This is a genomic window from Streptomyces sp. BK022 (genome assembly GCF_004217355.1).
Taxonomy (GTDB): Bacteria; Actinomycetota; Actinomycetes; order Streptomycetales; family Streptomycetaceae; genus Streptomyces; species Streptomyces griseoluteus.
Genome location: NZ_SHKU01000003.1, coordinates 993,955 through 1,012,499 on the forward strand (window position 1 = coordinate 993,955; position 18,545 = coordinate 1,012,499).

Consider the following 18,545-nt stretch of genomic DNA (forward strand, 5'->3'; position numbering starts at 1 on the left):
AGCCTGAGGGCCGGTGCGTGTCCCCGCCCCGCAGGAGAGCCCATGAGCACCCCGCCCCTCGCCTCAGGACCCCACGGCCCGGACGCCCTGCGCCCGCTCCTGGACACCGTCCTCGGCGCCCTCACCACCGGCGCGGCAGCCCGCGGCGGCCCCCTGCCCGCGGGCGGCCCCGACGCCGTCGCCGCCCACGTCACCGACGCCCTCGGTGACGTACTCCCCGAACACGGCGACCCCGACGCCCTGCGCGCCCTCACGCACGCCCTCGCCGCGGGCGCCGCCGACCCCGCCGACCCGCTCTGCGCCGCCCACCTGCACTGCCCGCCACTCGCCGTCGCCACCGCGGCCGACCTGGCCGTCAGCGCGCTCAACCCCTCACTGGACTCCTGGGACCAGGCGCCCGCCGCCTCCGCCCTCGAAGCCCGCGTCACCGGCGCCCTCGCCGCCCGGCTCGGCCTCGCCGACGCCGTGGTCACCACCGGCGGCACCGAGGCCAACCAGCTCGCCCTGCTGCTCGCCCGCGAAGCCCACGGCGCCCACGTCCGGCTGGTCTGCTCAGCCGCCGCCCACCACTCCCTGCCCCGCGCCGCCTGGCTGCTCGGCCTGCCCGACCCGGTCGTCCTCCCCGCCCCGGCCGGCACCCTGGACCCCGCCGCGCTGGACGCCGCCCTCACCGAGCTGACCGGCCCCCTCCTCGTCGCCGCCACCGCCGGCACCACCGACGCCGGGCTCATCGACCCGCTCCCCGAGATCGCCGCCCGCTGCGCCGCCCACCACGTCCGGCTGCACATCGACGCGGCCTACGGCGGCTGCCTCGCCCTCAGCGACCGCCACCGGGACCTGCTCACCGGACTCGACGCCGCCCAGACCGTCGCCCTCGACCTGCACAAACTCGGCTGGCAGCCCGTCGCCACCGGCTTCCTCGCCGTCGCCGACGCAGACGAACTCGACGCCCTCCACCAGCGCGCCGACTACCTCAACGCGGGCGACGACACCGAGGCCGGCCTCCCCGACCTCCTCGGCCGCTCCACCCGCACCACCCGCCGCCCCGACGTGCTCAAGGCCGCGGTCACCCTGCGCACCCTCGGCCGCACCGGCCTCGCCGACCTCATCGACCGGGTCCTCACCCTCGCCCGGGACCTCGCCGACCGCGTCGAGGCACACCCCCGCCTCGAACTGTACGACCGGCCCACCCTCGCCACCGTGCTGTTCCGGCCCGCCCACGCCGGCGACGACGCCGTCGCCGCCGTCCGCCGCACCCTGCTGCACGAGGGCCGCGCCGTCCTCGGCCGCGCCCACGCCGACGGCCGCCTCTGGCTCAAGGCCACCCTCCTCAACCCCCACACCGGGCCCGACGACCTGGCCCACCTGCTGAAACTCGCCGAAGGACACACCCCCGCATGAGCCACCCGCCCCACCCCGAAGGCCAGGAGCCCGAGTCCCCCCGCGACCTCGTCGGCATCGGCATCGGCCCCTGCAACCTCTCCCTGGCCGCCCTCGCGGCACCCCTCGCCGAACTCGACGCCGTCTTCTACGAACAACGCCCCGGCTTCGACTGGCACCCCGGCCTCCTCATCGACGGCGCCACCCTCCAAGTCCCCTTCCTCGCCGACCTGGTGACCCTCGCCGACCCCACCAGCCCGTGGAGCTTCCTCAACTGGCTCCGCACCCGCGACCGCCTCTTCCCCTTCTACTTCGCCGAGCACTTCCACATCCAGCGCGCCGAGTACGACGCCTACTGCCGCTGGGTCGCCGGACAGCTTCCCGGACTCCGCTTCCGCCACCAGGCCGACGCCGTCCGCTGGAACCCCGAACGCGACGTCTTCGAGGTCGACTTCACCCGGCTCGACGCCGACGGACACGCCGAGGCCCTCGGCCGCACCCGCACCCGCAACATCGTCGTCGGCATCGGCAGCGCGCCCCACGTCCCCGAACCGCTGCGCCCCCTCGCCGCCGCCCCCGGCGTCCCCGTCCTGCACGCCGCCGACTACCTCGCCCACCGCGAGACACTGCTCGCCGCCGGACACGTCACCGTCGTCGGCTCCGGGCAGTCCGGCGCCGAGGTCTTCCTCGACCTGCTCCGCCACCGCCCGGCCGGACGCGAACACCTGCACTGGATCGGCCGCACCGCCGCCTTCGCGCCCATGGAGTACTCCAAGCTCGGCCTGGAGCACTTCACCCCCGACCACACCCGCTACTTCCACGCCCTCGCCGAGCCCGTCCGCGACCGGCTCGTCGCGGCCCAGTGGCAGCTCCACAAGGCCGTCGACGCCGGCACCCTCGCCGCCATCCACGACGAGCTGTACCGGCGCACCCTCGACGGCGGCTGGCCCGACGCCGTCCTCACCCCCGGCGTCCAGGTCCGCACCGCCGGACGCCTCGGCACCGGACAGGTCGAACTCCACCTGGAACACCTCGACCAGGGCAGCCGCACCCGCCTCGCCACCGACGCCGTCGTCCTCGCCACCGGCTACCGGATGCGCCCGCTCGACAGCCTCCTCGCCGGCCTCGACCCTCACCTGCGCCGCGACAGCGCCGGACGCCCCCTGATCGACGACGAGTTCCGGCTCGTCCTCGACCCCGCCGTCAGCGGCCGCGTCCACGTCCAGAACGCCGAACTCCACACCCACGGCGTCGGCGCCCCCGACCTCGGACTCGCCGCCTGGCGCAGCGCCACCATCCTCAACTCCCTGACCGGCAAGGAGCAGTACCCGCTCCCCGCCCGGACCGCCTTCACGACCTTCGGGCTCCACCCGCAACGCCGAAGCCCCGGCGACGGTGCGACCGGACCGGCCCGCACCGTCACCGGGGCTTCACCCGGCCCGGCCCGCTAGAAGACCGGCGTCCCGTTCCGCGTCAGCCTCCAGTCCACGGAAGCGAAGTCCTTCGGGTCCAGCACACCCTTCGCGGTCACCCACTCCGCGATCCGGGTCCGGATCTCCGTCGACTCCGACCACAGCTCCTTCGCCGACGCCACGTGCGGGAACGCGCCACCGCCGTTGGCCCGGTAGTTGTTCACCGCCAACACGAACCGGGCCGCGTCGTCCAGCGGAGCCCCGCCGAAGGTGAGGTTCCTGATCCGCGACCCGGCGGGCTGCGCGATGTCGATGTCGTACGACAGCCCCGACACGTAGTCGTAGTTGTAGTCGGGGCGGTCGGCGGCGTTCGTCAGCTTGTCCACGTCCACCGGCGCGCCCGGCGCGGTCTGCACGTAGTACTGCGCCGAGAACTCCAGGTACGCCCGCACCTGCGCGCCCGTCAGCAGCTTCGCCACCAGCGTGTTGTCGTACACGTACAGACCCGACAGGTCCCGGATGGTGACGTCGCCCGCCGGGATCTCGCTCGTCCGGGAGAACGGCGACGCCTGCGCCAGCACCGGCAGCGAGGCGTACTCGGTGCCCGCCAGCGCGGTCCTGACCACGTCCTCCTGCACCTTGGTGATCAGATCGATGATCGGGGCGTCCTTGTACCGCGCCTCCACCGTGGTGAGCGTCTCCGTCGCCCGGCCCACCACCTGGTTCACATACGTCACCACCTTCGCGTGCTCCGCGGAGAGCAGCTTGGTGATCTTCGGGTCGTCCGCCACCGTCCGCGAGTCCCTGAGGGACGCCTTCACCGACTCCACCTGCCAGCGGCCCCGCGTGAAGACCAGCTCGAAGTCGAACAGGGTCAGCCGCTCCGCGAAGCACAGCGGCTCCGACAGCACGACCGTCTTCCCCGACTTCTCGTTGACGACCCGGAGCTCCGGGATCTCCAGGTGCGCGTGCCCGACCAGGATCGCGTCGATCCCCGGCACCTGCCGCGCCACGTTCGCCGCCGCGTTCTCCACGTACGGCACCTGGTCACCGTAGGACGACGTCCCCGAGGTGCCCGAGTGCGCCGAGACCACCACGATGTCCGCGCCCATCGACCTCAGCCTCGGCACCCACTTCGCGGCCTGCTCCTCAAGACCCTCGAAAGCCAGCTTGCCCTGCACGAGCGCCTTGTCCCAGATGGCGATGCCGGGGTTGGTCAGACCCAGCACCGCGACCTTCACCGGCGGCGCGCCCGGCACGTGGAACCGCTTCATGTAGTACGGCGCGAACGCCGGCTTCAGCGTTTTGGCGTCCACCGCGTTGGCACCCAGCAGCGGGAAGTCGAGCTGGTGCTCGAAGCGGCGCAGCGTCTCGATGCCGTAGTTGAACTCGTGGTTGCCCAGCGCCGCCGCGTCGTACCCGATCGCGTTCATCGCCTTCGCCATCGGGTGCACCGGGCCGCCCTCGGCGGTGATCGGGTCCACCTTGGCGTAGTAGTACGTCAGCGGGGTGCCCTGGATGGTGTCGCCCGCGTCCAGCAGCAGGGTGTTGCGGCGCCCCTTCTCCTCGCGGACCTGGTTCACCAGCGTCGAGATCCGGGCCAGACCCTGGGCGTTGCCCGCCGCGTCCTTGTAGTCCGCGTTCTTGAAGTAGTCCCAGTTGAAGACGTGGCCGTGCAGGTCGGTGGTGCCCATCACCGTCAGCGCGTACCGCTTCTCGTGGTGCCCGTGGGGCGCCGCCGCGGCTTCGGCCGCCTGGGCCGCCGGGGCTCCCGCCCCGCCCGCGATCGCCACGCCCGCCCCGGTGACGGCGGACTGCTTCAGGAACTTCCGGCGGTCGAACGGCATCTCTCGGTCTCCTCGGCAAGGGGTCGACAACGCGCGTAGATTGTGGCCCGACCATGACAGGTCGCAACAGACCCCCCAGGTTGCGATCCGATGACCGATTTCCGTCAACTCCCCCCGCCGGTACGCCGGACACATGACACAGTGGGACGTATGACCCCTGAGGCGAACCCCGCGTACGGCACCGCCGACGCCCCGCTCCTCGCCGTCCGGGGCGAGGCCGAGTTCCGGACCGAGGCCGAGATCGCCCGCATCGGCGTCACCGTCACCGCGCGCGGCCGCGACCGCCACGCCACCCTCGACGACCTGGGCCGCCGCAACACCGCCGCCCTCGACGTCCTCAAGTCCTACGGCGACGCGGTGCCCGAGCTCACCACCGGCTCCCTCGGCGTCACCCCCGAACTCAGCGAACGCGGCCGGGGCGAGCGGGTGCGCAGCCACCAAGGGGTCGTCCGCATCGACGCCGAGATCACCGACTTCACCGTCCTCGGCGAACTCACCGCCCGCCTGGCCGAGTTGGAACTGACCGAGCTGGACGGCCCCACGTGGTCGCTGCGCCCCGACTCCCCGGCCCACGCCGAGGCCCGCCGCCGCGCCGTCGCCGACGCCCTCCAGCGGGCCCGCGAGTACGCCGACGCGCTCGGCACCTCCCTCGCCGCGCTGACCGAACTCGCCGACACCGGGGCCGACCGGCCGCGCGACGTCTCCGCCTTCGGGCGGTCCGCCCGCCGGGCCGACCCGGCGGAATCCGCCGCGCCGTTCGATCTCCAGCCCGCGCAATTGTGGGTCTCCGCGCAGGTCACCGCCCGCTTCACGCTGGTACCGCCCCGGCTTTAGCGGAAACCTCGGGAATAAGAACTGTCGCGCGAAAAACATCGCTCATAGGAGCGGGTCATCGCACAATTCAACACTTGTCAATAACCCTTTTCCCAAAGGTCGTTGAGTGGTCATGGAGCCCGAATTCTCTACCCGTCGGTAAGCCATAGGCTCGACCCATGCGCCGAGCAAAGATCGTCTGCACCCTGGGGCCCGCCACCGACTCGTACGACCAGATCAAGGCACTGGTCGAGGCCGGAATGGACGTCGCCCGGTTCAACCTCAGCCACGGCACCCAGGCCGAACACGAGGCGCGTTACGAGCGCGTTCGCAGGGCTGCCGACGAGACCGGCCGCAGTGTCGGAACCCTCGCCGATCTTCAAGGCCCGAAGATCCGGCTCGGCACCTTCGCCGAAGGACCCGTACTCCTCGAACGCGACGACACCTTCACCATCACCGTCGAAGAGGGCGTCCAGGGCGACCGCCACCGCTGCGGTACCACCTACGCCGGTCTCGCGGAGGACGTCCGGCCCGGTGAGCGCGTGCTCGTCGACGACGGCCGGGTCTGCCTGGAGGTCACCGGCGTCGACGGCCCCCGCGTGCGCACCCGTGTGCTGGAGGGCGGCGTGATCTCCGACCACAAGGGGATCAACCTTCCCGGTGTCGCCGTCTCCGTCCCCGCCCTCTCCAAGAAGGACCAGGACGACCTGCGCTGGGCGCTGCGCACCGGCTTCGACGTCGTCGCCCTCTCCTTCGTCCGCAGCGGACGCGACGCCGCCGAGGTGCACCGGATCATGGCGGAGGAGGGGCGCCGGCTGCCCGTCATCGCCAAGGTGGAGAAGCCGCAGGCCGTGGAGAACATCGAGGACGTCGTCGCCGCCTTCGACGGACTCATGGTCGCCCGGGGCGACCTCGGGGTGGAGCTGCCGCTGGAACAGGTGCCGATCGTGCAGAAACGCGCCGTCAAGCTCGCCAAGCGCAACGCCAAGCCGGTCATCGTCGCCACCCAGATGCTCGACTCGATGATCGACAGCGCCCGGCCGACCCGCGCGGAAGCCTCCGACGTGGCCAACGCGGTCCTCGACGGCGCGGACGCGGTGATGCTGTCCGCCGAGACCAGCGTGGGGCGCTACCCCGTCGAGACCGTGTGCACCATGGCGAAGATCGTCGCCGCCGCGGAGGAGGAGATGCTGGCGAAGGGGCTGCCGCCGCTGACCGAGCGGAACAAGCCGCGCACCCAGGGCGGCGCCGTCGCGCGGGCCGCCGCCGAGATGGGGGACTTCCTCGGGGCCCGCTTCCTCGTCGCCTTCACCCAGTCCGGCGACACCGCCCGGCGCCTCTCCCGCTACCGCTCACCCATCCCCGTCCTCGCCTTCACCCCCGAACCCCCCACCCGCTCCCAGCTCAGCCTCACCTGGGGCGTGGAGACCTTCCTCGGCCCCCACGTCGACTCCACCGACGCGATGGTCGACCAGGTCGACGAGCTGCTCCTTCGCCACGGCCGTTGCGAGAAGGGCGACGTCGTCGTCATCACCGCCGGCTCCCCGCCCGGCCTGTCCGGCACCACCAACCTGGTCCGCGTCCACCACATCGCGGAGGACGACAGCCCGAAGTAGGGGGGTCAGTGCTTGGGGCCCACGTGGGTGTCCATCAGGGCTACGGAGGCTTTGCGGGCGACGGAGATGTTGAATGGTCTTCCGTTGCGCGTGCACTGGGTCCACTCGACACCGAGTTTGTCCAGGGTGTCGGTGAAGAGGCGCCGGATGTCGGCGGAGACGTTGGTGAAGAAGTACCTCGGGTACTCGTAGCGCCTCCGTTCCCCGCCGACCAGGCGCGTCGTCCAGTTGGTGATGCGGCAGCCGTCGGAGTGGATGAGGCCGCGCACGAACTCCCAGGGGTGGGCGTCGACGAGCGCTTGCTGCCAGGGTGCGAGAGTGATCGCCCGCTCGTGCTTCTTGCCCGGACCGTGCTGAGGGAAGAGGCAACGCCAATGGCGGCTGTAGCCGACCACAGAGGTGTACCCGACAGCTTTGACCCGGTATGCCTTCTTGCTGGGATTGATGGCTTCGACCGCGGTGACACAGGCTTCAATGAGTCCCGGCCACGCATCGCAGCATGCGATGCGGAGGTAGTAGCCCGCCTTCATCCCCGGACTGATGCAGCCGTCACCGAGGTAGAGGCCCAGAAGGTAGCTGTACGACGCCTTGTCCGCGGGCGGCTCGCCCGTCGGGCCGCACAGCGAACACGGAGTGCTCTGTATGCGCGGAAGCGGTGTGATGCGGGTTTGCCAGGATCGAATCGCACTGCGGGAGATCCCGGTTTCTCTGCTGACGGAGTTGAGGCTGCGGCCTTGGGCCACAAGTGCGAGCGCCCGCTCGCGTGTGCCGATGTCGTACATACGGCCACCTTGTGTGGGCCGTCGCGACGACACGCAGCAAAAAGCGGATGTTCACGAGAACGTGGACATCCGCCTACTAAGTCAATCCTTCGATTCGAAAGAAAAGTGCCCCGAGTCGGATTCGAACCGACACTGTATGGGTTTTGAATCCATTGCCTGCTGCCAGTTGGGCTACCGGGGCTCGCAGAATCCAAGGCGTCCCTTGACCCTCCGCGCGTCCACCATACCGTAGCTAGGTAGGCTCTTGTCAGCAGCACCCCTGCCCTGAACGGAGAGCCCCAGTGACGACCCCCGAGTCGCCCCAGCCCGCAGACGTGTCCGATGACGACAAGTCGCATGTGCCCCCGCTGACGACCCGGGTCGTCATCGCCGAGGACGAGGCGCTGATCCGGCTCGACCTCAAGGAGATGCTGGAGGAGGAGGGGTACACGGTGGTCGGTGAGGCCGGGGACGGCGAGCAGGCCGTGGAACTGGCCCGCGAGCACAAGCCGGACCTGGTCATCCTGGACGTGAAGATGCCGAAGATGGACGGCATCTCCGCGGCCGAGAAGATCGCCGAGGAGTCCATCGCCCCGGTCCTGATGCTCACCGCCTTCTCGCAGCGCGACCTCGTGGAGCGGGCCCGCGACGCCGGCGCGATGGCGTACCTGGTGAAGCCGTTCAGCAAGACCGACGTGGTCCCGGCGATCGAGATGGCCGTCTCCCGCTTCACCGAGCTGAAGCAGCTGGAGCAGGAGGTCGCCGACCTCAGCCAGCGCCTGGAGACCCGCAAGCTGGTGGACCGCGCGAAGTCGATCCTCCAGACCGAGTACGGCCTGAGCGAGCCCGCCGCGTTCCGCTGGATCCAGAAGACCTCGATGGACCGCCGTCTGTCGATGCAGCAGGTCGCGGAGGCGGTCATCTCCGACGACCAGGAGAAGAAGTCGGCCAAGAAGGGCTGACCGACGGCAGGAAGAAGGCCCGCGTCCCCCGAAGGGACGCGGGCCTTCTCGTACCGTGCTCAGTCCTCGCCGAGGTACGCCTTGCGCACCGACTCGTCGGTGAGCAGGTCCCGCCCGGTGCCGGAGAGCACGATGCTGCCGACCTCCATGACGTGCCCCTGGTCAGCGAGTGAGAGCGCGGCCTGGGCGTTCTGCTCGACCAGCAGGATCGTGGTGCCGCTCGCCTTGAGCTCGGCGATCGTCGCCATGATCTTCTGCATCATGATCGGCGAGAGCCCCATGGACGGCTCGTCCAGCATGAGCAGCTGCGGCTGGGACATCAGCGCCCGCCCCATGGCGAGCATCTGCTGCTCACCGCCGGAGAGGGTGCCCGCGGCCTGCTTGCGCCGCTCCCCGAGGATGGGGAAGAGGTCGTAGGCGCGCTGGATGTCCTTCTCGATGCCCGGCTTGTCGTTGCGCAGGAAGGCCCCGAGGCGCAGGTTGTCCTCGATGGTCATGCGCGGGAAGATGTGCCGCCCCTCGGGGGAGTGGGCGAGCCCGAGGGAGACGATCTGGTGGGCCGGGACCTTCTTCAGCGATTTGCCGTTGAAGCGGATCTGTCCGCCGACCGGCTTGAGCAGCCCGGACAGGGTGCGCAGCGTGGTGGTCTTGCCCGCGCCGTTGGTGCCGATGAGGGTGACGACCTGGCCGGCCTCGACCTTGAACGAGATGCCCTTGACGGCCTCGATCTTGCCGTAGGCGACCCGCAGGTCCTCGACTTCGAGCAGTGCGGTCATCGCTCGTTCTCCTTGCCGGGCGCGGTGTCCTTCGTGGTCCCGGCCTGGGCCTCGGCCGCCTCGACCTCGGCGGCCTCCTCGTCGCCGGGGGCGTCCTCGAAGGGCTCACCGAGGTAGGCGGCGACGACGCGTTCGTCGCCCTGGACGGTGGCGCTGTCGCCCTCGATCAGCTTCTGGCCCTGGACGAGGACGGCGACGCGGTCGCAGAGGTTGAAGATGAAGCGCATGTCGTGCTCGATGACGAGGACGGCGATGCCCTGGTCGCGGATGGCGAAGACCAGTTCCTCGGTGGCGCGGGTCTCCTGCGGGTTCATGCCCGCGGTGGGCTCGTCGAGCAGGAGCAGGCCGGGCTCGCTGGCGAGCGCGCGGGCGATCTCCAGCTTGCGCTGCTCGCCGTAGGGGAGGTTGCGGGCGAGGTGCTCGGCCTTGGCGTCCAGGCCGACGAAGGCGAGGAGTTCCATGGCGCGGGCGCGGGAGGCGGCTTCGGCCTTGTGGAAGCCGGGGCCGCGCAGCAGGGCGGACCAGAGTCCTTCCTTGGTGCGGGTGTGCCGGCCGACGAGCACGTTCTCCAGGACGGTCATGTTGGCGAAGAGCCGGATGTTCTGGAAGGTGCGGGCGATGCCGGCGGCGGTGACCTTGAAGGACTTGGGCGGCAGGACGGTGCCCTTGTAGCGGACCTCGCCCTCGGTGGGGACGTAGAGGCCGGTGAGGCAGTTGAAGAAGGTGGTCTTGCCGGCGCCGTTGGGGCCGATGAGGCCGACGATCTCGCCGCTGTTGACGGTGAGGTCGACGTCGCGGACGGCGGTGAGGCCGCCGAAGCGCATGGTGACGCCGCGGGCGTCGAGGACCGTCTCGCCGGGGGTGGTGCCGGGTGCGGTGTCCTTGGTGGTGGTGTCGGTGGTCATGGTGGTCAGGCCCCTGCCTTGCTGAGGACGGCGGGCGCCGGGGTGTCCTCGTGGAACTCGAGTTGGCGGCGCCGGTTGGGGATGAGGCCCTCGGGGCGGAAGCGCATCAGCAGGACGAGCGCGACGCCGAAGGCGAAGAGCTGGTATTCGCCCAGGAACTGGAGCTTGGCCGGGATCAGGTACAGCAGTGAGGCGCCGACGAGGGGTCCGGAGATGGTGCCCATGCCGCCGAGGACGACGGCGGCCAGCAGGAAGGCCGAGTTGGGCGGGACGACGTGGGCGAACTGGTACTGCTCCGGCGTCACGGTGTAGGTGACGTGGGCCTGGACGGAGCCGGCGAGTCCGGCGAGGCCGGCGCCGAGCGCGAAGGCGATGAGCTTGACCCGGAAGCCGTTGATGCCCATGGCGAGCGCGGCGGTCTCGTCCTCGCGGATGGCGATCCAGGCGCGGCCGATGCGGGAGTCGCTGCTGCGCCGGAAGACGACGACCACGACGAGGGTGATGAGGAGCATCAGCAGGAAGTAGTTGGCGAACCGCCCGATGGTGGCGCCGAAGAGCTGGTGTTCCTGGCCGAAGTCGAAGCCGAGGATGTCGAGGTTCGGGACGGAGGAGATGCCGTTGGAACCGTTGGTGACGTCGGGTCCGGAGGTGCCGTCCATGTTGAGGACGGTGATGCGGAAGATCTCGCCGAAGCCGAGGGTGACGATGGCGAGGTAGTCGCCGCGCAGGCGGAGGGTGGGGGCGCCGATGATGACGCCGAAGATCATGGCGACGACGGCGCCGAGCAGGGCGGAGGCCCAGAAGGGCCAGTGCACGTGCAGCGGCGAGGAGGGCGAGCCGGAGACGAGGGCGGCGGTGTAGGCGCCGACGCCGAGGAACGCGACGTAGCCGAGGTCGAGCAGGCCGGCGAGGCCGACGACGATGTTCAGGCCGAGGGCGACGGTGGCGAAGATGAGGATGTAGACGCCGATGGTGGCGTACTGGTCGTCGGACTGGGTGAAGGGGAAGGCGGCCGCGGCGACGAAGGCGCCGGTCATGGTGACGGTGCGGTGCCGCGTGGTGATCGCCGAGATCCGGGCCACGAGTCCGGCCTTGGCGAGTGCGGCGAAGCCGAAGCCGGCGGTGATGAGGAAGCCGATGAAGAGTTCGTCGTACTCGGTGCCGATGCCGTAGGTGAAGACGAGCAGGCCGAAGGCCATGACGCCGGTGATGACGAGGATCTCCGCCCAGGCGGGCAGGGTGCGGCCGGGGGCGGGGGGTTCGGCGGCGAAGGCTGCCTTGAAGGTGTTCCAGTTCTGCCGGGCGCGGTGCCGGAAGGCTTCCCAGCCGGTGTCGTCGGGGTCGGCCGGGTCGGGTTCGGGCCGCTGGAAGGGCAGCGCGAGAGCGCCGAGCAGGGCGGCCAGGGTGGCCAGCGCGACGAGGTAGCCGCCGGGTTCGAGGTTGACGACGCCGCCGAGCTTGGCGCTGATGGCGATGACGGTGTACCAGGCGGTGGCGAAGGTGCCGAGCGCGGCGAGCTTGAGGGCGCTGTCGGCGTTGCCGGGGGTGAGGACCTTCAGGCCCTTGACGCCGTAGGAGGCGAGGCCGAACAGAGTGGTGAACAGGCCGCCGATGAGGACGAGGACCTGGAGGCCGCCGGGGTAGCCGTAGACGGTGAGGTCGCCGGGGAAGTCGGCGGTCCAGGTCCAGGCGAGGAAGGCGGAGACGACGGCGAGGGCGCCGCCGCCGGTGGCCAGGGCCCGGCCGAGGGTGGCCGGCAGGCCGATGAGGCCGGTGGCGGCGGGGGCGTGGGAGTCCGGGGTGTCCGGGGTCTCGGGGGTGCCGGGTGCGGTGGTCTGTGTGGTCATCGGTGTCACGCCCTGTCCGCGACGCGCTCGCCGAGCAGGCCCTGTGGCCTCAGCAGGAGCACGAGGATGAGGAGTACGAACGCCCAGACGTCTGCCCAGGACTGGCTGCCGAACTTGTCCATGCCGGGGATGTCCGCGATGTAGGCGGTGGACAGGGCTTCGGCGACGCCGAGGACGAGGCCGCCGAGCATGGCGCCGTAGATGTTGCCGATGCCGCCGAGGACGGCCGCGGTGAACGCCTTGAGGCCGAGGATGAAGCCCATGCGGAAGTCGATCTGGCCGTACTTGAAGCCGTAGGCGACGGAGCCGACCGCGGCGAAGGCGGCGCCGAGGGCGAACGCGATCACGATGATGCGGTCGGTGTTGACGCCCATCAGCTTGGCGGTGTCCGGGTCCTGGGCGGTGGCCTGCATGCCGCGTCCGGTGCGGGTGCGCATCACGAAGTAGGCGAGGACGGCCATGCTGAGCGGGGCGGCGGCGACGAGGAAGACGTCTCCGGTCTGGATGGTGACGTTGCCGATCTCGAAGGGTCCGCCGGGGATGCTCGGGAAGGTGCGTGCGGACTTGGCCTCGGGGTACCAGGCCCACACGGCCTGCTGGAGGGCGAGGGAGAGGCCGATGGCGGTGATCAGCGGGGCGAGCCGGGGCGCGCTGCGCAGCGGCCGGTAGGCGAATCGTTCCGCTCCGACGGCGACGGTCACGGCGACCACGATGGCGCCCACCAGCATCAGCGGCAGGGCGATCCACATGGAGGTGCCGTCGGGAAGGATGTACACGTAGACCGTGAGGGCGCCGAAGGCGCCGGTCATGAATATCTCGCCGTGGGCGAAGTTGATGAGCTGGACGATGCCATAGACCATGGTGTAGCCGATGGCGACCAGCCCGTACATGGAACCAAGTAGCAGGCCGTTGACGAGCTGCTGCGGCAGTTCGTTCACCGCATGTCCTCCGAGCGTGGGATAAGCGACGGATGTGGCCGGAAGTGGCCGGATGCGAGTCCGCGCGGGGCGCCTCTTGAGCGCCCCGCGCGGCTCGGCTGGTGCGGGCGTGGGTCAGGAGCCGTTGTAGGTGCCGGACTCCACGGCCTTCCAGGCACCGTCCTTGACGGAGTACACCGTGAGCTGCTTGTTGGTGGCGTCGCCGTACTCGTCGAAGGAGACCTTGCCGGTCACGCCGTCGAAGGAGACGTTCTGGAGGGCGGCGGTGACCTTCGCGCGGGCGTCGGAGGGCACCTTGCCGTCGTTGTCGTCGACGACCTTCTTGACGGCCTCGATGATCGACCAGGCGGAGTCGTAGGAGTAGCCGCCGTAGGCCGCGTACGCCTCCTTGTAGCCTCCGGCCTTGTAGTCCGCGACGAACTGCTTGGCGGAGGGGAGGGTCTCCACGGGGGCGCCGACGGAGGTGGCGAGGTCGCCGGTGGCGGAGGCGCCGCCGAGCTTGATGAAGTCGTCCGCGTAGATGCCGTCGCCGCCGACCAGCGGGACCTTGGCGCCGGCGGCCTTGATCTGCTTGCTCAGCGGGCCGGCCTGCGGGTACTCGCCGCCGTAGTAGACCACCTGGGCACCGGAGTTCTTCACCTTGGTGGCGACCGCGGAGAAGTCCTTGGTGTCGGGGTTGATGTGCTCGGTGCCGACGACCTTGCCGCCCAGCTTCTTGAACTCGGCGGAGAAGGTGGCGGCGAGGCCGGCGCCGTAGGTCTTCTTGTCGTCGATGACGAAGACCTTGGTCTTCTTGGCCTTGTTGAAGACGTACTGGGCGGCGAACGGGCCCTGGATGGCGTCCGTGGTCGCGGTGCGGAAGTAGGCCTTGTACGGGCGGGCCTTGGACTTCTGCCAGTTGACGCCCTGGGTCAGCGCCGGGTTGGTGTTGGCGGGGGAGACCTGGGCCAGCTTGGCGTCGTCGAGGACCTTCTGCATCGACTCGGCGACGGAGGAGTTCAGCGGGCCGACGACACCGAGGACGCTCTTGTCGGTGACGAAGGCGGTGGAGTTCTGCTGGCCGGAGGAGGGCTGGCCCTGGTCGTCCTTGGCCTCGATCTTGAAGGTGACGCCCTTGACGTACTCCTTCTTGTTCGCGGTCTTGACCGCGAGGTCCACCGAGTTCTTGATGCCGAGGCCCAGCGCGGACAGGTCGCCGGTCAGCGGGGCGTCGACGCCGATGGTGACGGTGGTGCCGCCCTTGGCGTCGGAGCCGTTGTCGCCGCTGTCGCGCGAGCCGCAGGCGGTGAGGGTGAGCGCTCCCGCGGACAGCGCGGCGGTGATGGCGATGAGCGAACGTTGACGCACGATCAGTCCTTTCCCTGGACGACCGCATCCCCATGGAAACGGTCGAGCCGCGCGCCTGGCCGAAAAGCGAATCCGGGGCGCGGTGACTGGCCGTGACTCTAAGCGTGTGATGGGAACGTGGAGGAGGGCTTGACCAAGGCTGTGACGCTCTTGTTATGACACGAGGTAATGCAGAGCGGTACGCCGTGGGGGGAACGCCGGAATTCCGGCCGATTCGCCCTGTCCACATGGTGAGAACGTGCAGCACGCGCCCTCAACTGTTCAGGCGTCTCGAGGGTTTTGGTGATGACGGCGTACTTTCGTCGCAGGCTTCACCGAGGGCGCGGGAGAGGTATCGGGCGTAGCGCGGACCGAGGATGAAACTCTGGGTTTGTATTGCGCGCGCATTACGCAGTGTTACTTCCAGGAAAGGCAGTGCGGCGTTTTTGGGCACCCTTCCGCATTTCGTGACACGCATGGTCACGGTGATCACCCGGGACGAGCCGGGTGCGGTCCGGAAGGGCGCGCGGGGTTCGGATTCGGCCGACATCCCGGCGTAGGGCTGGCTCACCCGGGTCACGGTGACCGGGGGGCCGGACTCCACGGCGAGCCGCACGTCGAAGGCGAGGCGGTGGGGTGCGGTGGTCCGGCCGGCCAGGAAGGCCACGGTCACCGTCTGTGCGGGAAAGGGGAGTTCGGGCGGGGGTGCCGGGCGTGGGCGGGTGGCCCAGAGGGCGGCGCCGGCGGCCAGCACCGCGCAGGCGGTGGCCGGAATCAGTAGGGTGCGGCGCCGCCGTGGGCGGGGCGCCGGCCGTGCCTCGGCGGGCTCGCGCGCCCAGGTGCCCTCGCCGGGTTCCGGCGGGCCGATGCCGGTCATCGCCGAAATCCGCGCCGTACGAGAAATGCCCCGCCCCGTCCCATGCGCCGAAAGCTACGGCGTGGGACGGGGCGGGGCAACGGAGAGCGTCAGTCCTTCGCCGTGGCCTCGCCCGCCGGGAGGTCGCGCAGGAGGCAGGTCAGACGGGCCGTGCAGACGCGGCGGTCCTGCTCGTCGCTGATGACGATCTCGTACGTCGCCGTGGAGCGGCCCCGGTGGACCGGGGTGGCGACGCCGGTGACCAGGCCGGAGCGGACGCCCCGGTGGTGGGTGCAGTTCAGGTCGACACCGACGGCGACCTTGGAACTGCCGCCGTGCAGCATCGAGCCGACCGAGCCGAGGGTCTCGGCGAGCACCGCCGAGGCGCCGCCGTGCAGCAGGCCGTACGGCTGGGTGTTGCCCTCCACCGGCATGGTGCCGACCACCCGCTCCGGCGCCGCCTCGATGATCTGCACGCCCATCCGCGTCCCCAGGTGACCGGCGGAGAACATCGCGGGCAGGTCCACACCGAGCGCCGCGTACTCGTCGATGATCTCCTGCGGGAATCTCACCTGCTGCTGCTCACCCATGCCCGGCTCCGATCTCGTGCGCCTGTCCGGCGGCGACCCATGTCACTGAGCGAACGCTCAGTCGGTCGCCGATTGTTCCAGACGGCCCTCCGGGCGCGCCTCCAGCCGGATCACCACCGACTTGCTGGCCGGGGTGTTGCTGGTGTCGGCGGTGGCGTCCAGCGGCACCAGCACATTGGTCTCCGGGTAGTACGAGGCCGCGCAGCCCCGCGCGGTCGGGTAGTGCACCACCCGGAAACCGGGCGCCCGCCGCTCCACCCCGTCGCTCCACTCGCCCACCAGGTCCACGTAGCTTCCGTCGTCCACCCCGAGCGCGCGGGCGTCCTCGGGGTGGACCAGCACCACCCGGCGGCCGTCGGTGATGCCCCGGTAGCGGTCGTCCAGGCCGTAGATCGTGGTGTTGTACTGGTCGTGCGAGCGCAGTGTCTGGAGCAGCAGCCGGCCCTCGGGCAGCTCCGGGTGTTCCACCGGCGCGGCGGTGAAGTTGGCCTTGCCGGTGGCGGTGGGGAAGCGGCGCTCGTCGCGCGGGGCGTGCGGCAGGGTGAAGCCGCCGGGGCGGGCGACGCGGGCGTTGAAGTCCTCGAAGCCGGGGACCACCCGCGCGATACGGTCGCGGATCGCCGCGTAGTCCCGCTCGAACTCCGCCCACGGCACCGTGCTGTCCGGCAGCACCCGCCGCGCCAGCCGGGCCACGATGGCGGGCTCGGACAGCAGGTGGGGGCTCGCGGGCGCCAGCCGGCCGCGCGAGGCGTGCACCATGCCCATGGAGTCCTCGACGGTGACGAACTGCTCGCCCCCGCCCTGGACGTCGCGCTCGGTGCGGCCCAGCGTCGGCAGGATCAGGGCGCGGGCGCCGGTGACCACGTGGGAGCGGTTGAGCTTGGTCGAGACGTGCACGGTCAGCCGGGCCCGCCGCATGGCCGCCTCGGTGACCTCGGTGTCGGGCGAGGCGGAGACGAAGTTGCCGCCCATGGCGAAGAACACCTTCGCCTCGCCGTCCCGCAGTGCGCGGATGGCCCGTACGACGTCGAAGCCGTGCCCGCGCGGCGGGGCGAAGCCGAACTCCCGCTCCAGCGCGTCCAGGAAGGCGGGCGCGGGGCGCTCGAAGATACCCATCGTGCGGTCGCCCTGCACGTTGGAATGGCCGCGCACCGGGCACACCCCGGCGCCGGGACGGCCGATGTCGCCGCGCAGCAGAAGGAAGTTGACCACCTCGCGGATGGTGGGCACCGCGTGCTTGTGCTGGGTGAGGCCCATGGCCCAGCAGACGATGGTCCGCTTCGAGGCCAGGACCATCTCCAGGGCCCGCTCGATCTCCGCACGGGTGAGGCCGGTCGCGGCCAGCGTCTCGTCCCAGTCGGCCTTGGCCGCCGCGTCCGCGAACTCCTCGAAGCCGTGGGTGTGCTCGCGGACGAACTCCTCGTCGACCGCGCCCTCCGTCTCCAGGATCAGCTTGTTCAGCAGGCGGAAGAGGGCCTGGTCGCCGCCGATGCGGATCTGCAGGAACAGGTCGGTGAGCGCGGCGCCCTTGAGCATGCCCTGCGGGGTCTGCGGGTTCTTGAACCGCTCCAGGCCCGCCTCGGGCAGCGGATTGACGCTGATGATCTTCGCGCCGGCCGCCTTGGCCTTCTCCAGCGCGGAGAGCATGCGCGGATGGTTGGTGCCGGGGTTCTGACCGGCCACGACGATCAGGTCGGCCCGGTACAGGTCCTCCAGCAGGACGCTGCCCTTGCCGACGCCGATCGTCTCCGACAGCGCGGAACCGGACGACTCGTGGCACATGTTGGAGCAGTCGGGCAGGTTGTTGGTGCCCAGCTCGCGGGCGAAGAGCTGGTACAGGAACGCCGCCTCGTTGCTGGTGCGTCCCGACGTGTAGAAGACGGCCTCGTCCGGCGAGCCGAGGGCCGCGATCTCCTCCGCGACGATGTCGAAGGCGCGCTCCCAGCTGACCGGCTCGTAGCGGTCGGCGCCCTCGGGCAGGTACATGGGGTGGGTGAGGCGGCCCTGCTGGCCCAGCCAGTAGCCGCTGCGGCCCGCGAGGTCGGCCACCGGGTGCGCGGCGAAGAACTCCGGGGTGACCCGGCGCAGCGTGGCCTCCTCGGCCACCGCCTTGGCGCCGTTCTCGCAGAACTCCGCCATGTGCCGGTGCTCCGGCTCGGGCCACGCGCAGCCGGGGCAGTCGAAGCCGTCCTTCTGGTTCACCCGCAGCAGGGTCAGCGCGGTGCGCCGCACTCCCATCTGCTGCTGCGCGATCTTCAGGGAGTGCCCCACCGCGGGCAGGCCCGCCGCCGCGTGCTTCGGCTCCCCTGTCTGCGGCGCGTCCTGCACCGGATCACCCTTGGGCGGCTTCGTCGCCATCGCCCGCTCCCCTTCGATCGTCCTTCTCGCGTCCGGGATCCCCCGGTCCCGCCGACAAGCATGCCCCGTGGGCGCCCGTGACGGGAGCCCTGTGGACAGCGGGTGGGGGGAAGCCCTGTGGACGGTGCGTGATCTTCCCGCGAAACGGTTCGCGGACT

Annotated in this window: 15 protein-coding genes and 1 tRNA gene; 5 read left to right on the top strand and 11 right to left on the bottom strand. The window is 70.6% G+C overall.

The features are described from left to right. Positions 1-42 precede the first annotated feature (42 nt). Both EV284_RS16050 and EV284_RS16055 read left to right on the top strand, forming a co-directional pair. Complete coding sequence (locus EV284_RS16050) at positions 43-1,401, top strand: aminotransferase class V-fold PLP-dependent enzyme (RefSeq protein WP_130334504.1); 1,359 nt, start codon at positions 43-45, stop codon at positions 1,399-1,401. Then, the gene (locus EV284_RS16055; protein ID WP_130334506.1) at positions 1,398-2,831 is read left to right on the top strand and encodes a SidA/IucD/PvdA family monooxygenase; all 1,434 of its coding nucleotides are present in this window, start codon (positions 1,398-1,400) and stop codon (positions 2,829-2,831) included. The genes EV284_RS16050 and EV284_RS16055 overlap by 4 nt, the downstream gene beginning before the upstream one ends. Here the strand turns inward: EV284_RS16055 and EV284_RS16060 are convergent. Further along, on the bottom strand, positions 2,828-4,639 hold the full coding sequence (locus tag EV284_RS16060; RefSeq protein ID WP_130334508.1) for a 5'-nucleotidase C-terminal domain-containing protein: 1,812 nt from the start codon (positions 4,637-4,639) through the stop codon (positions 2,828-2,830). The two genes, EV284_RS16055 and EV284_RS16060, sit on opposite strands and share 4 nt — an antisense overlap. 150 nt (positions 4,640-4,789) lie before the next feature. Here EV284_RS16060 and EV284_RS16065 point away from each other — a divergent pair, with 150 nt between their 5' ends. After that, positions 4,790-5,473, top strand: a complete 684-nt coding sequence (locus tag EV284_RS16065; protein WP_130334510.1) for an SIMPL domain-containing protein — start codon at positions 4,790-4,792, stop codon at positions 5,471-5,473. Between the two features lie 158 nt (positions 5,474-5,631). Next, positions 5,632-7,068, top strand: a complete 1,437-nt coding sequence (gene pyk / locus EV284_RS16070; RefSeq protein ID WP_130334512.1) for a pyruvate kinase — start codon at positions 5,632-5,634, stop codon at positions 7,066-7,068. Positions 7,069-7,073: 5 nt separating this feature from the next. Here the strand turns inward: pyk and EV284_RS16075 are convergent, their stop codons facing one another. Next, positions 7,074-7,850: a helix-turn-helix domain-containing protein gene (locus EV284_RS16075; RefSeq protein WP_130334514.1), complete on the bottom strand. Its 777-nt coding sequence runs from the start codon at positions 7,848-7,850 to the stop codon at positions 7,074-7,076. A gap of 106 nt (positions 7,851-7,956) precedes the next feature. Next, positions 7,957-8,031 (bottom strand) — tRNA-Leu (locus EV284_RS16080). 100 nt (positions 8,032-8,131) lie between these two features. Here EV284_RS16080 and EV284_RS16085 point away from each other — a divergent pair. Continuing rightward, complete coding sequence (locus EV284_RS16085) at positions 8,132-8,791, top strand: response regulator (protein WP_130334516.1); 660 nt, start codon at positions 8,132-8,134, stop codon at positions 8,789-8,791. Between the two features lie 59 nt (positions 8,792-8,850). Here the strand turns inward: EV284_RS16085 and EV284_RS16090 are convergent, their stop codons facing one another. The 8 genes from EV284_RS16090 to EV284_RS16125 all read right to left on the bottom strand — a co-directional run bounded on the left by EV284_RS16090 (position 8,851) and on the right by EV284_RS16125 (position 18,387). Then, positions 8,851-9,567 (bottom strand): ABC transporter ATP-binding protein, encoded by a 717-nt coding sequence (locus tag EV284_RS16090; RefSeq protein WP_130334518.1) that lies wholly within the window; start codon positions 9,565-9,567, stop codon positions 8,851-8,853. Beyond that, a complete protein-coding gene (locus tag EV284_RS16095; RefSeq protein ID WP_130334520.1) occupies positions 9,564-10,472 on the bottom strand; it encodes an ABC transporter ATP-binding protein in 909 nt (302 codons plus the stop codon). Before EV284_RS16095 ends, EV284_RS16090 begins: the two co-directional genes overlap by 4 nt. A 5-nt stretch (positions 10,473-10,477) precedes the next feature. Continuing rightward, the gene (locus EV284_RS16100) at positions 10,478-12,319 is read right to left on the bottom strand and encodes a branched-chain amino acid ABC transporter permease (RefSeq protein ID WP_130334522.1); all 1,842 of its coding nucleotides are present in this window, start codon (positions 12,317-12,319) and stop codon (positions 10,478-10,480) included. A gap of 5 nt (positions 12,320-12,324) precedes the next feature. After that, positions 12,325-13,257: a branched-chain amino acid ABC transporter permease gene (locus tag EV284_RS16105; RefSeq protein ID WP_031182872.1), complete on the bottom strand. Its 933-nt coding sequence runs from the start codon at positions 13,255-13,257 to the stop codon at positions 12,325-12,327. Between the two features lie 114 nt (positions 13,258-13,371). Next, a complete protein-coding gene (locus tag EV284_RS16110; RefSeq protein ID WP_130334524.1) occupies positions 13,372-14,604 on the bottom strand; it encodes a branched-chain amino acid ABC transporter substrate-binding protein in 1,233 nt (410 codons plus the stop codon). 253 nt (positions 14,605-14,857) lie between these two features. Next, a complete protein-coding gene (locus EV284_RS16115; RefSeq protein ID WP_130334526.1) occupies positions 14,858-15,460 on the bottom strand; it encodes a Tat pathway signal sequence domain protein in 603 nt (200 codons plus the stop codon). Positions 15,461-15,549: 89 nt separating this feature from the next. Next, a complete protein-coding gene (locus EV284_RS16120) occupies positions 15,550-16,029 on the bottom strand; it encodes a hotdog fold thioesterase (protein WP_130334528.1) in 480 nt (159 codons plus the stop codon). Between the two features lie 57 nt (positions 16,030-16,086). Next, entirely contained in the window at positions 16,087-18,387 is a 2,301-nt protein-coding gene (locus EV284_RS16125; RefSeq protein WP_130334530.1) for an FdhF/YdeP family oxidoreductase, read from the bottom strand. Between the last annotated feature and the right edge of the window lie 158 nt (positions 18,388-18,545).

Bases quoted from the DNA above. Each gene is read 5' to 3' on its own strand.
- EV284_RS16050 (WP_130334504.1), top strand. From the start codon at position 43: ATGAGCACCCCGCCCCTCGCCTCAGGACCCCACGGCCCGGACGCCCTG.
- EV284_RS16055 (WP_130334506.1), top strand. From the start codon at position 1,398: ATGAGCCACCCGCCCCACCCCGAAGGCCAGGAGCCCGAGTCCCCCCGC.
- EV284_RS16060 (WP_130334508.1), bottom strand. From the start codon at position 4,639: ATGCCGTTCGACCGCCGGAAGTTCCTGAAGCAGTCCGCCGTCACCGGG.
- EV284_RS16065 (WP_130334510.1), top strand. From the start codon at position 4,790: ATGACCCCTGAGGCGAACCCCGCGTACGGCACCGCCGACGCCCCGCTC.
- pyk (WP_130334512.1), top strand. From the start codon at position 5,632: ATGCGCCGAGCAAAGATCGTCTGCACCCTGGGGCCCGCCACCGACTCG.
- EV284_RS16075 (WP_130334514.1), bottom strand. From the start codon at position 7,850: ATGTACGACATCGGCACACGCGAGCGGGCGCTCGCACTTGTGGCCCAA.
- EV284_RS16090 (WP_130334518.1), bottom strand. From the start codon at position 9,567: ATGACCGCACTGCTCGAAGTCGAGGACCTGCGGGTCGCCTACGGCAAG.
- EV284_RS16095 (WP_130334520.1), bottom strand. From the start codon at position 10,472: ATGACCACCGACACCACCACCAAGGACACCGCACCCGGCACCACCCCC.
- EV284_RS16100 (WP_130334522.1), bottom strand. From the start codon at position 12,319: ATGACCACACAGACCACCGCACCCGGCACCCCCGAGACCCCGGACACC.
- EV284_RS16115 (WP_130334526.1), bottom strand. From the start codon at position 15,460: ATGACCGGCATCGGCCCGCCGGAACCCGGCGAGGGCACCTGGGCGCGC.
- EV284_RS16120 (WP_130334528.1), bottom strand. From the start codon at position 16,029: ATGGGTGAGCAGCAGCAGGTGAGATTCCCGCAGGAGATCATCGACGAG.
- EV284_RS16125 (WP_130334530.1), bottom strand. From the start codon at position 18,387: ATGGCGACGAAGCCGCCCAAGGGTGATCCGGTGCAGGACGCGCCGCAG.